Here is a 12,473-nt window from a genome sequence, read left to right on the forward strand (position 1 = left end):
ATTATTTGACTGAATTGTATCAAGGATTTCAATTATTTTCAATACTTTCTGAAAATTTAATCTTTCTTCTGTAATCTTCCGTTCATACTCCGTTCATATTTCTTTTTTATGATAAGTGCATAGAAAGTAATAGGAAGGAGCGAGCAAAATGTTTTTAGCTCTGCGTGAATTAAAACAATCAAAATTAAGATACGGATTAATCGGACTTATTATGGTGTTATTATCATTTTTAGTCCTTGTCATTTCAGGATTAGCAAATGGACTATCATATGATAATGCTTCATCGATTCAAAATATGGAGGCAAATAAGTTTGTACTAGCGGATGATGCGGAAAATAAATTACTTCGTTCACAAATTCAGAAAGACGATGTAGATAACGTAGTAAATCAAGTAGGTGAAAAAGAGGCCGTTCCGTTTCGTGTGAAAGTTTCAACGTATGAAAAGAAAGATAGTTCGAAAAAAGTTGATGTCGCTATTTTCTCAAGTGAACGTGATTCATTTTTAGAACCGAAAATTGTAGAAGGCGAGAAATTAGGTACAGCAAACAACGAAATGGTTGCTGATGAATCAATTAAAGAAAAAGGAATCGATATTGGAGATACAATTATCGACCCTGTTTCAAAGAAAGAATTTAAAATTGTTGGATTTACGAAAGATCAAATGTTTAGCCATACACCAGTCGTTTATGTAAATGAAGACGTATGGGGCGCTATTTCACAACCAAACCAAAAAGATTATAGTGCAATTGCGCTGAATACAGATAAAGAAATTAAAAATGCACATGTTATCGACAAAAAAGAAGTATTACAAAGTATTCCAGGATTTAAAGAAGAGCAAGGGACATTAACGATGATCATTGCATTCTTACTTGTTATCGCTGCGTTACTAATCGGTGTATTCTTCTACGTCATTACACTGCAAAAAACACAGCAATTAGGTGTACTAAAAGCAATTGGAACGAAAAATTCTTATTTAGCAAATAGCTTAGTCGTGCAGGCGTTATTCTTATCAGTCGTTGCGATGGTAATCAGTATTGTTCTTGTACAAGGATTAGAACAGATTTTACCAGCGGGTATGCCATTCTTATTAACAACACCGATGATTGCACAATATGCAGCAATCTTTATCGTCATTAGTATTTTAGGAACACTTATTTCGTTATACCAAGTATTAAAAGTTGATGCATTAGAAGCAATTGGAGGCGGGATGTAATGACTTCATTATTAAAATTAGACAAAGTAAGTAAAGTGTACGGAGAAGGGAATACGGAAGTAACAGCCCTTCATCCGATGTCGCTTGATGTGAAAGCTGGAGAATTTATCGGGATCGTCGGTCCTTCTGGATCAGGGAAAAGTACGTTATTATCAATCGCGGGTGCTTTACTATCACCGTCAAAAGGGGATATTTACATTCGTGAACAAAATATTACGCAGTTATCAGAAAAGGAAATGACAGACATTCGTTTGAAAAAAATCGGCTTCATTTTCCAATTCGCAAATCTTGTTCCATATTTAAATGTAAAAGAACAATTGCTTTACATTGCAAAGCTTAAAAAAGAAAACAAACAAGAATCAGAAAAGCGTGCGGATCATTTATTAGCGGCATTTGGATTAGGCGAAAGAAAAAAACATTATCCAAATCAACTATCTGGCGGGGAAAAACAAAGGGTAGCAATCGCTCGTGCGTTCATGAACAACCCAGATTTAATATTAGCTGATGAACCAACTGCAAGCTTAGACTCAAAACGCGCACGTGAAGTTGTTGAAATGATGAAACGTGAAGTGAAAGAGAGCCAAAAAGCAGCTATTATGATTACGCATGATGAAAGAATGCTTGATGTATGTGATCGTATATTGACACTTAGAGATGGACAGTTAATATAAAGAAAAAAGGCCAACCGTACATATATGTGCAGTTGGCCTTTGTATGATTATTTTAAAATAGATATAATGGCTTTATTTTGAGAATAACGTTTTAATTTTATTGCGTGTTACTAATAAAATTCCACCTAGAATAGATAACATACCTAAAGCCATATTATTTGATTGCTCACTACCAGCGTTAGGAAGTTCTTTAGCATTGTTTTTCGCTGGAACAGTAGTAGTTGTAGTGTTATTATTCACTGTCGATTGTTTAGGCTGTGATACTTCATTAATTTTGTTATCTACATTTTGCTTTGTTGTATGTAACTCAGCTAATTTGTCATCAATTTTTTTCTCAGTATGTTTAAAATCGTTTATTTTAATATCTAAGTCTTGTTTTTTCTTTGTTAAATCATCTGAAACAGTTTGTTTCGCTTGTTTCATTTCGTTTATTTTATTTAGTAAATCTTGTCTAGCTTCTTGTAATTCAGCAAGTTTGTTTTTTACATCTTGTTTAGCTAGTTCTAAGTTAGCGGAAAGACTATCTAAATTGCCTTTAATTTTCTTAAGCTCCTCTAACGTGTTCCCAGTATTCGGCTTATTTTCTTTTAGCTCAGCAAGTTTGTCCTCAGCAGTTTGTTTCGCTTTCTTTAACTCAGCTAATTTTTCATCTACCTGTTTTTTTACTTCCTTAAGTTCATTAACCTTCTGATCGATGTTCTCTTTATGTTGCTTAATTTCATTCACTTTTTCATCTACAGTTTGTTTATGTTCTTTAATCTCAGTAACCTTATTATCGATATTTTGCTTATGTTCTTTAATTTCAGCAACTTTATCATCTACTTGTTTTTTATGCTCTTTAATTTCCGCGATTTTATCCTCGGCAATTTGTTTGTCTTGCTGAAGTTTTGCATCTAACTCTTGTTTATGTTGTTTAATCTCGCCAATTTTTTCATCTGCAACTTGTTTACGTTCATGTAGTTCATTAACCTTTGTATCAACATTTTCCTTAACTTGGTTAAGTTCATTTAATGTTTGATCCACATTTTCTTTGTGCTGCTGTAATTTCGCATCTAACTCTTGTCTATGTTGCTTAATTTCAGCTAAGCGATCTCCCGTACTTTGCTGGGGAGTAGCTTCATTTACTTCTGCATGAGTAGGGGTAGATCCCGCAATCATTGCTAAAGCTAGTGTAGAAGCAGCGATTGTTTGTTTTGTTTTCATATTTTTGTACCTCTTTCCTATGAGTGAACTCTATTGTGTAAAATTGAGCATATAGAAGTAGATTATTTTATCATTATATACCATGTTCGGCGCTTAGAGGAAGTATTTGCATAATAATCTATGATTATGTGATTCTTATAGTCTCTTATTTTGGGATAGGGGACAAATCTTCAGCAAGATGAACAATTTCTTCTATAGTAGATTTTACATCTTTACTATCGCGAATAACAAACAAATAATCAGCCTCATCTTCTACAGGATCTACTACATCTTCATGTTGAGATTCAGCCTGTTGCCGAACGAGTACTTCTTTGAAACTGGAATAGTTACCTCTAAATATATTTGTACTTCGCTTATTACGAGCTACTCTTTCATAAAGAATATCATCTGGAATGTCAAAACGAACGAGTATGCGTACATATTCCTCTTCCTTAAACAGCTCATTCAGCAAATACATCCGGCCGTTTCGGCTTCTATTTGAGTTGCAAATGATAAGGTGTAAATTTGTATGTTCTTTTGCATAATCAATAATGAATTTCGAAAGACCGTGCTTAAATGTATTAGGGCCTTCAGTAGGCTGTAATTTTTCATAATGCGTATTAATAAATTCTGCTTGGTTATCTTGATCCATAACGAAAGAGTGGGGTAACTCTTTTTCTAGTGCTTTAGCGAATGTAGTTTTTCCGCTGTGCGTTTTTCCTACTGTAATAATGACTAATCGTTTCATATTGGCCTCCATATGTATTGTTATAATTTGGAATATTCAATGTGAATCGACAATTTTCCTGCCGGAGAATATACAAAGTGGCTGAGTAGTAATGGGCTGAAAATTTCACCAAAAAACTTATTTATCCAATAATTCCCTAATGTGAAAAGTGTGATGTTGTCCTAACTCAAATGAACTAAAAAATATTCTGTTTAGAAAGGGGGCGGCAATGCTATCGTTATTGAAATATATTATGGAAATGTTCCTGGTGAAAAGGAGGTTTAGAACAAATATTAAAAATAGCTGTTAATAATAAAAAGGTAGGAAACATATACCCGTTATTGTTAAGTACAGCCTTTCATAATCTATGTTGAATCAATTGGAAAATTCATGGAAAAGTGTTATGGTTTATTTGGAAGCTGCACATTATTTATGTTCAGTAAAAAAGGGGGATTAAAGTGGGGGCTAAAATTTTTAACGGCAGGCATATAGCCAATAGCAAGGATCAAGAATTTGTTGTTTTTATTATTGGTATGCGTATTAATAACCTATTAAAATTTTGGAAGTGGATACCAGTTTTTAATGCTATGGGACCTATGATTAAAGAATTGTATCAAAACCCACAATGGGGTTTCTTACATACAGAATTCTTATTTAGTTGGAGAAAGGTGGTCTTAATTCAATACTGGAAGGGATTCGATGAATTAGTAAACTACGCTCACGGAAAAAACCATTCATCTGCTTGGAAATCCTACAATAATAAGATTAAAGATAATGGGAGTGTCGGTGTTTTTCACGAAACTTATCAAATAGAAAAAGGTGCTTCTGAAGCGATCTATGTTAATATGCCAAAAACAGGTTTATCTAGAGCTACCGAACATATACCAGTATCTCAAGATACTAATACTGCTCAAAAAAGAATGGATAAATAATTCAGAAAGTTCTGTATATAGTTTCGATTTTCCTGCCAGAGAATATACAAAGTGTCGGAGTAGTAGCAGGTTAAAAACTTGACAAAAAAACTTATTTATGCTATAATTTACCAATATAAAAATAAGGTGTATAATAGGGTTCTCCTGGCCAGGGGAACCCTATTTTTGTTGTGGAAATGAAGGAGAGTGTATGTGCGTGAAAAAAGGTGAAGCAAGTGTAACGTCGTTAGTATCAGCTTTCGGAAGGGCGTATCATAGTGAATTTGATAGTTCTAAAATCTTTGATGATTATGTAGCTAAAGATCTTATTTCACAAAAAGAACGTAATGATATTGAAACGAACATGGTTCAAGGAATACATTTTTTCAATAAAGGCATTGCACAGCAGTTTCAAGACAATCCGAAAGAAATTTTAAAATGGATTACACAAGTTCAATTATCACCAACACCTTTGGCACGCGCGGCATATTGTGAAAGAGTGCTATTACATGAAATTACATTAGGCGCGAAGCAATACGTCATACTCGGTGCAGGCTTAGACACGTTTAGTTTTAGACACCGAGAATTAGAAAATAAAATAGAAATATTTGAAGTGGATCATCCTTCTACGCAAGCGTTTAAAATACAAAGAGTGAAAGAATCAGGTCTAGAAATCCCAAGCAATCTTCATTTTGTTTCAATGGATTTTACTAAAGATTTCTCGGAGCAAAAATTAGTAAATGCAGGATTTGAAAATAAAAAGACGTTCTTTAGCCTATTAGGTGTTACGTATTATTTAACGAAAGAGGAGCTTTCTAGTTTAATAGAATATCTATTCGAGATGGTTCCAGAGGGAAGTTCTATCGTTTTTGATTACCCTGATGAAAACTTATTTACGGAAAAAGGATTATCCAATCGAGTTGAAAATATGATAAAGATGGCTGAGATAGGCGGGGAGCCGATGAAATCTTGTTTTTCTTATACCGAAATGGAAGCACTGTTAGAGAAGGCGGGCTTACTCATTTATGAGCACTTATCACCAGAGGATATTAATAAACTATATTTTGAGGGACGAAACGATTATTTAGAAGTTTTTGAGACGGTGCATTATGTGCATGCGGTGAAGAAATAAGGAATTAGTGGACATGGGGAGAAATCTCTGTGTTTTTTTTTGTGGGAAAAAGGAAATGGGGTGTAGTGATGGGAAGTAATAAGCATGTTGCTATTGGAAGTAGAGGGATTGTGAAGAATAATTTAAATGTTTATATAGGGGTAATTGCACATCGTTATCCAGCTAATAAAAATGGGTTACCCAAAAATGATAAAAATGATTAGAGACCCTGATTTTTATACAGTCAAAAAATCAGGGCTATTTTTAAAGGATTAAGGATTATTGAGTAAGTAATAGTTAATTGATTGTGCCAGTATTTTTATTCTTCACTAATAAAAGGAGCAATTATTTTTTTTTCATAAGAAGATAACACGATATTCGTTGATGGTGTACCATATTGCATTGTATCATCAATAAATTTTTCTAAACTTTCTACAGAATACGTTGCTAATTTGACAATATAGCTAATTTCCCCTGCTACTCTGTAACACTCAAGTACATCTGGATGATTATAGCAAAAGTTAGCTAATGATTTACAATCCTTTGATTTAAACAATATAAGTGCAGAAATTGGACGGTTTATTTTTTTTAGAGAAACATGTGCATGGTAACCTTCAATAATTTTTTGCTCCTCTAACTTCCGTACTCGCTCAGTTACTGACGGAGCAGATAAGTGAACGGCTTCTGCTAGATCCTTCATTGAAATTTTTGCATTTGACTGTAATAATCCCACGATTTTTTTATCAATTTGATCCATAAATCATCCAACCTTTTTTTATAAAATAGAATAACCTAAATTCCTTATATAATAAAGCCAAATGATCGAATATCCTTATTGAACTTATTTATCAGCCTTATATATTTGTATAAAATAAGGATAACAGGAGGCGATTTAGGATATGAAAAAGGTTTTATTATTATTAGCTGATGGATTTGAAGCAGTAGAAGCTAGTGTATTTACAGATGTACTAGGTTGGAATAAATGGGAGGGAGATGGATCAACTGAGGTCGTAACAGTTGGTCTTCGGAATAAATTAACCTGTACTTGGAATTTTACTGTTATACCCGAAAAAACGGTTGATGATATTCAATTAGATGAGTTTGATGCATTAGCTATTCCAGGAGGTTTTGAAGAAGCTGGTTTTTATCGGGATGCATATAGTAGAGAATTCTTACATGTTATTCAACATTTTTATGCCAAGCAGAAGCCTATTGCCAGTATATGTGTCGCATCATTAGCGCTTGGAAAAAGCGGAATTCTTACAGATAAAAAAGCCACCACATACAGTCATCCAACGAGTAAACGAAAAGAGCAGTTAAAGAATTTCGGTGCAATAGTACAAAATGATTTAATCGTTCAAGATGGAAACATTATTACATCTTCAAATCCAGGTACAGCTTTTGATGTTGCATTTTTATTACTTGAAAAACTAACATCTAAAAAGAACGCTAAACATGTAAAGGATCTTATGGGGTTTTAGGCATTGCTCTTCAACAAAGGGGTACTTGGAGTATTTTAAAATATCTTAACGAGCATGGTCCAAAAGAGTGGTCATCTAATTGGGTGACTGCTCCAGATAAAAGGGAATGGAAATAATATGTAATAACAGATGGTAATGAATCGATCAAAGGTAAGTGCCCTTTTCATGCATAATTTAATAAAAAGAATAATAATTGATTAAAATAGGAGAATTTTTATGATTGTAACACTCTTTACATATATATTGTTAGGTTTATCTTTATCAATACCTGCAGGTGCTATGACTGTCCAAATGACTAAACAAGGAATGAGAAATGGTTTCGTACATGGTTGGTTTGTAGGTATAGGAGGAATGACTGTAGATTTATCTTTAATAGTTCTGATTTATCTAGGGTTCTCTAGTGTATTAACCAATCCGTGGGTGGAAGCAGTTATGTGGTTACTAGGTTTTGGGTTTTTAATGTTTATTGGAATAGAAAGTATTAAAGAAGCAAAGTCAGAAGTTAACATAGAGGGAGAAGATCCTAATAAATCTTTATTAACAGCTTATTTGTCTGGTTTTATGATTGCTATATCACCGGCTAATATTGTCTTCTGGATAGGGGTCTTTGGCAGGTTCTAGTTTCTTCATTAGGTAGTGCAAGTACATCAACATTTATATTAATAGCTGTAGGTATTTTATTAGGTATCTTTATGCATGATATGGTCTTATTAAGCTTTGTTCATTTTACTAGACGGTTTCTAAATCCAACCTTTATTAAATGGGTATCTATATTTGCCGCAATAGTACTATTCGGATTTAGTGGTTATTTTGGTTACGAGTTTATAAAACAAGTAATTACTTTTATTTAAAAAGCATAACTCTTATAAACTTAAATATGGTAGTTGAAATATAGATGAAAAAGATACGCATTTTAAACCTAAAAGCAACGTAATTGTAAATATGTTATATTACGTAGGCATCCCCTTAGGAATTCTTTGATTTCTAGGGGAAGGTTAAATTTCTTACATATAGCCTTTAGAAAAAGAAACAACCTCTACTATAATTGACGGTGTATGAACTTAGCTTGATAGTGATGGGGTAATTGCACATACCTATTTACTGAAAAATATTAACTAACTCCAAGAGTCAAAAACGCTATTCTTACTAAAAGAATAACGTTTTTTTTATTATTTAAATATGATTTCATCTGAATGTATTGGAGATTTTCCCTCCAAAATTAGTAGAATTTTCACTTGAATTTACTACCCCAGTTGGATTTATCATATTTCAATTTCGATAGAATAGTAAATAGGTATATCGGATATGAAGATAAATTACAATGATTATACATACTTCAGATTTAGAATTACAGTAACTACTTAACTAATAAAGAAAGGAATAAGCAGAATGATACAGAACATATATGAAACACATTTACATGTAAGAGATTTAGAAAAGGCGATAGATTTCTATCAAAATAAATTGGGGTTAGCATTAGCAAGAAGACTATCCAAAAGAAAGGTGGCCTTCTTTTGGGTAGGAGAAAGTAAAAAGCAAATGCTTGGACTATGGGAAGTACATAATATTGAAGATTTTGAGATAAAACACTTTGCTTTTGGTGTAGATTTAGAATTTCTAAAGACTTCTAAATTGTGGTTAGAGAATCGTGGAATAGAAGTGGTGGGAAGCCAAGGGAAAGGAAATCAAGAGCCAATTGTCCAAAGGTGGATGCCAGCTGCAAGTGTATACTTTCTGGATTGTGATGGGAATAAATTAGAGTTTATTTCTATGTTACATGATAATCCAGATGAATTAGAATACGCATCTTATTTAAGTGAATGGGATGCGGAGCACCTGGCTAAAAAACAGGATTCGTTCAACGAAAAAGTAAATATCAAGCACAAGAATTAATTGCTTTATGTGTATGGCTTAGTCGTACTCCATTCAGCGGTACACTTTCTTCAACAAGTTTCAGCTAACCTTTGAACTCAAAAGATACGTTCAGTACAAAAAATTGCTATTGGAAGTAGGGGATTATGAAAAAAATCCAATGTTTATATAGAGGTAGTGGCGGCCGTAAGCATTTTTATCCTTTCAATTGTTTTTCTATATTTTAACCCTCACAGCAATCAAACACTTAATAAGGAACTATATATCACTGTATTTTTCATGTTTTTGCTTCCTTTTTTTTTTGCAGTAATTGCGGCAGTTGCAAAGAAAAAGGATTTTATGATTGCTTGTAGCATTTGATTGTTACCAGGAACTCTTTATTTTGGTGTAGCGGTGATTCCGGGTGTTTGGAATTTATATATTGTTTTTTTATTATTTATTGTGTATCTATTGTTTGGATGAAAAAGGGGTGAAGAGTCAAATGAAGCGAGAACTATCGAAGTTAGCGGATGTACTAGTCAACCATTCGACTAAAGTTAAGCCTGGCGATCAAGTATTAATTCAAAGTGTTACTGAAATAGATCCTGTAGTAGTTCGCGAAATTATTAAGTCGGTGGAAAAAGCAGGGGGATATGCGCATGTATCAATGCGCGATGTTTCTGTTACAAGGCAATTAATTCTATCAGGATCTGAAGAACAATTTAAGTTATTTGCAGATTGGGAATGTTATCGATTAAGTAAGATGCAGGTATATATTAATCTCCGTAGTCCTAGAAATGCATATGAATTAGCAGATGTGCCAGCAGAAAAAATGAAATTATATCAAAAGATATTTGGAAAGGCACATAGTGAGGCAGTGTATAAAACGAGATGGGTGACAACAAGAATTCCGAATGCGGCTTCTGCTCAAGAAGCGAATATGAGCACTGAGGCTTATGAAAAATTTTATTATGATGTATGTACGTTAGATTACAATAACATGTCGAAAGCAATGGAGCCATTAAAAGAATTAATGGAAAAGGCAAAACGAGTGAGGATTATTGGAGAAGGGACGGATTTGAATTTTTCAATTGAAGGAATAGGCGTTTTAAAGGGAGATGGTACGGATAATATCCCTGATGGCGAAATATATACAGCGCCTGTTAAAGATTCTGTAAATGGAGTAATAACGTTTAACACAGTATCTGTTCAACAAGGTTATGCGTTTCAAAATATAAAGTTACATGTCAGACAAGGGAAAATAATAGAGGCATATGCAAATGATACTGAGCGAATGAATCGAATTCTTGATACGGATGAGGGAGCAAGATATGTGGGAGAATTTGCACTGGCGTTTAATCCCTATATATTACACCCGATGAATAATACGTTATTTGATGAAAAAATAAACGGTAGTTTTCATCTAGCAATTGGAGATTCGTTACAAGGTGCAGACAATGGGAATAAATCAGCAATACATTGGGATTTAGTAAACATTCAAAGGCCAGAGTATGGCGGTGGTGAAATTTGGTTTGATGACGTATTGATAAGAAAAGATGGACGTTTTACTTTACCAGAGTTGTTCGGATTAAATGAAGAGAACTTAAAAAGGTAGAGTATTTTGTTGTAGTAATGTAACTGAGATTAAAAGACAACGTATTAAACTAAAAGATGTATTAAATAAATTTACATTTATTTAATGTTAAAAGCTAGAAAGTTAGATTGGCACGAATCGGTAATTGTGGAATGCGAAAAAAAGACAAAATCTCTTAAAAAATACTTAAATTTTTACTCCATTAATCTTTACAATCCCTCCTTATAATGTGAATTGGGCAAGCATCTAAGAGAAAGCAGAACATGTTAGTTTATACATTTTATTATTAGGGGGAGAAATTGTATGAAAAAGGTAGTTGCTTCGTTAGCCGTTATGGCAGTGTTATTACCAACGTTTTCGATGAATGCTGAGGGAAAAGAACAAGCACAAGCACGAAAAACAGCGACGATGTTTAATGTTATTAGTGATATTCAAGGGGATTTAGGGGATTTTGATCACGTATTAAAAGATATGAACAAAGTGACACCACTTTCTAGAGCGCTTATTATGAATGGGGATATAACGTCAACTGGACAGCAGTCACAATATGATGATGTAAAGCGCGTGCTAAACAAAAATAAGCATCCGGAAAATGTATGGTCAACTGTTGGGAATCATGAATTTTACGCTGGTAAATGGACAGCTGATGGGAAACTCTCTCAAAATACATGGCCAAATGGTGTAACGGAAGAGACATTGTTTAATCGATATTTAAAATTTAGCGGACAAGATAAGGTATATCATAAAAAAGAATTAGATGGTTATCCGCTTTTATTTTTAGGAACTGAAAAATATATGAAATACCACGATTCAAAAATGTGGGATGAAGTATATATGAGTGATGAGCAATTAGGATGGTTAAAACAAAATTTAGAAGAGTATAGTCAAAAAAATAAAAATAAGCCGATTTTCATTTTCTCTCATCACGTTTTACCTGATACAGTATCTGGATCAAGACAAAATCCGTATTTACAAGATTATTTAAACGTTGATAAATTGTACGATATATTAAAAGACTATCCGCAAGTCGTTTTCTTTACGAGTCATACACATTGGGATTTAAACTTACCAGATTGGGCTGGTAAAAAGAAAATTACAGGCGGAGATGAAAAAGGATTTACGGTTGTAAATACGGGCGGAATTGAAACTGGTTGGATGTCGGCTGGACCAAATGGTGGCGAGAAGACTGCGCCGGATGGATATTCTTTCAAACAAGGATTACAAATAAAAGCATATGGTAGCGATGTAGTCGTAACGGCTTACGATTATAAACGTGATAAGGATATAAAGAAATTATCAATTAGTGATGCAAAAATCGCACAAATGGCACCAGATGTGACGGCTGATGATAGAAATAATGTAATCGTTGGTGCAACAGAATATATGGAGTACTCTGTAGAAGGAACGAACGAGTGGAATACGTATAATCCAGGAAAACCGCCAAAATTTGATGGCGACAAAATCGTATACGTACGTCACAAAGGAGAAATGAATTTAGAGCCAGGATTAACACAGCTTCTTCGTTTTTCGGCAAATAGGTGATTGGTAAGGCTGCTTCTTAATGAGTGGGCTCTTTTTATTTTGTCATTTTTTATCGGCAAGTCGATATATTTGAAAAATCGCTGATATAAATTTCATGTACCGTACTGAAGTTAAAATCGTTAATGCAATTGCATGTACCGAATTTTGATACATTTTTATCCCAGAAAGGTGACTTCATCATTTTTCCATG

The 12,473-nt window shown here is 33.6% G+C and carries 11 protein-coding genes and 2 pseudogenes; 10 read left to right on the forward strand and 3 right to left on the reverse strand.

What is annotated here, in order from left to right; all coding sequences use genetic code 11:
• Positions 1-148: 148 nt before the first annotated feature.
• Together SJY24_RS14385 and SJY24_RS14390 are read left to right on the forward strand one after the other, a co-directional pair.
• The gene (locus SJY24_RS14385; protein ID WP_377865100.1) at positions 149-1,213 is read left to right on the forward strand and encodes an ABC transporter permease; all 1,065 of its coding nucleotides are present in this window, start codon (positions 149-151) and stop codon (positions 1,211-1,213) included.
• Positions 1,213-1,884: an ABC transporter ATP-binding protein gene (locus tag SJY24_RS14390; RefSeq protein WP_377865101.1), complete on the forward strand. Its 672-nt coding sequence runs from the start codon at positions 1,213-1,215 to the stop codon at positions 1,882-1,884. The genes SJY24_RS14385 and SJY24_RS14390 overlap by 1 nt, the downstream gene beginning before the upstream one ends.
• Before the next feature lie 72 nt (positions 1,885-1,956).
• Here the strand turns inward: SJY24_RS14390 and SJY24_RS14395 are convergent, their stop codons facing one another.
• The gene (locus SJY24_RS14395; RefSeq protein ID WP_377865102.1) at positions 1,957-3,087 is read right to left on the reverse strand and encodes an LPXTG cell wall anchor domain-containing protein; all 1,131 of its coding nucleotides are present in this window, start codon (positions 3,085-3,087) and stop codon (positions 1,957-1,959) included.
• Between the two features lie 145 nt (positions 3,088-3,232).
• Entirely contained in the window at positions 3,233-3,826 is a 594-nt protein-coding gene (locus SJY24_RS14400) for an AAA family ATPase (protein WP_377865103.1), read from the reverse strand.
• A gap of 425 nt (positions 3,827-4,251) precedes the next feature.
• Between SJY24_RS14400 and SJY24_RS14405 the strand changes: the two genes are divergently transcribed.
• From SJY24_RS14405 to SJY24_RS14415, 3 genes are all read left to right on the forward strand, one after another.
• On the forward strand, positions 4,252-4,725 hold the full coding sequence (locus SJY24_RS14405) for a DUF4188 domain-containing protein (protein ID WP_215552038.1): 474 nt from the start codon (positions 4,252-4,254) through the stop codon (positions 4,723-4,725).
• A 190-nt stretch (positions 4,726-4,915) separates the two neighbouring features.
• The gene (locus SJY24_RS14410; RefSeq protein WP_377865104.1) at positions 4,916-5,836 is read left to right on the forward strand and encodes a class I SAM-dependent methyltransferase; all 921 of its coding nucleotides are present in this window, start codon (positions 4,916-4,918) and stop codon (positions 5,834-5,836) included.
• 29 nt (positions 5,837-5,865) lie between these two features.
• Positions 5,866-6,039 carry a hypothetical protein gene (locus tag SJY24_RS14415; RefSeq protein WP_377865105.1) on the forward strand — a complete coding sequence of 58 codons (174 nt, stop codon included), beginning with the start codon at positions 5,866-5,868 and terminating at the stop codon, positions 6,037-6,039.
• Between the two features lie 95 nt (positions 6,040-6,134).
• Here SJY24_RS14415 and SJY24_RS14420 read toward each other — a convergent pair whose 3' ends face one another.
• Positions 6,135-6,572: an Lrp/AsnC family transcriptional regulator gene (locus tag SJY24_RS14420; RefSeq protein WP_377865106.1), complete on the reverse strand. Its 438-nt coding sequence runs from the start codon at positions 6,570-6,572 to the stop codon at positions 6,135-6,137.
• A gap of 142 nt (positions 6,573-6,714) precedes the next feature.
• Between SJY24_RS14420 and SJY24_RS14425 the strand changes: the two genes are divergently transcribed.
• From SJY24_RS14425 to SJY24_RS14445, 5 genes and pseudogenes are all read left to right on the forward strand, one after another.
• Entirely contained in the window at positions 6,715-7,296 is a 582-nt protein-coding gene (locus SJY24_RS14425) for a DJ-1/PfpI family protein (RefSeq protein WP_098271866.1), read from the forward strand.
• Between the two features lie 216 nt (positions 7,297-7,512).
• Positions 7,513-8,147: pseudogene (locus SJY24_RS14430) on the forward strand (LysE family translocator).
• A 538-nt stretch (positions 8,148-8,685) separates the two neighbouring features.
• Positions 8,686-9,141: pseudogene (locus tag SJY24_RS14435) on the forward strand (VOC family protein); the annotation flags it as partial.
• 508 nt (positions 9,142-9,649) lie between these two features.
• Complete coding sequence (locus SJY24_RS14440; RefSeq protein WP_377865107.1) at positions 9,650-10,762, forward strand: aminopeptidase; 1,113 nt, start codon at positions 9,650-9,652, stop codon at positions 10,760-10,762.
• A gap of 282 nt (positions 10,763-11,044) precedes the next feature.
• On the forward strand, positions 11,045-12,283 hold the full coding sequence (locus tag SJY24_RS14445; RefSeq protein WP_377865108.1) for a DUF4073 domain-containing protein: 1,239 nt from the start codon (positions 11,045-11,047) through the stop codon (positions 12,281-12,283).
• The last annotated feature ends 190 nt before the right edge of the window (positions 12,284-12,473 follow it).

This window comes from Bacillus sp. R86525 (genome assembly GCF_042466195.1).
Taxonomy (GTDB): domain Bacteria; phylum Bacillota; class Bacilli; order Bacillales; family Bacillaceae_G; genus Bacillus_A; species Bacillus_A nitratireducens.

What these genes read in the sequence shown, in the direction of transcription:
- SJY24_RS14400 (WP_377865103.1), bottom strand. Translation starts at nt 3,826, where the DNA reads ATGGAGGCCAATATGAAACGATTAGTCATTATTACAGTAGGAAAAACG.
- SJY24_RS14395 (WP_377865102.1), bottom strand. Translation starts at nt 3,087, where the DNA reads ATGAAAACAAAACAAACAATCGCTGCTTCTACACTAGCTTTAGCAATG.
- SJY24_RS14440 (WP_377865107.1), top strand. Translation starts at nt 9,650, where the DNA reads ATGAAGCGAGAACTATCGAAGTTAGCGGATGTACTAGTCAACCATTCG.
- SJY24_RS14445 (WP_377865108.1), top strand. Translation starts at nt 11,045, where the DNA reads ATGAAAAAGGTAGTTGCTTCGTTAGCCGTTATGGCAGTGTTATTACCA.
- SJY24_RS14425 (WP_098271866.1), top strand. Translation starts at nt 6,715, where the DNA reads ATGAAAAAGGTTTTATTATTATTAGCTGATGGATTTGAAGCAGTAGAA.
- SJY24_RS14390 (WP_377865101.1), top strand. Translation starts at nt 1,213, where the DNA reads ATGACTTCATTATTAAAATTAGACAAAGTAAGTAAAGTGTACGGAGAA.
- SJY24_RS14410 (WP_377865104.1), top strand. Translation starts at nt 4,916, where the DNA reads ATGTGCGTGAAAAAAGGTGAAGCAAGTGTAACGTCGTTAGTATCAGCT.
- SJY24_RS14420 (WP_377865106.1), bottom strand. Translation starts at nt 6,572, where the DNA reads ATGGATCAAATTGATAAAAAAATCGTGGGATTATTACAGTCAAATGCA.
- SJY24_RS14385 (WP_377865100.1), top strand. Translation starts at nt 149, where the DNA reads ATGTTTTTAGCTCTGCGTGAATTAAAACAATCAAAATTAAGATACGGA.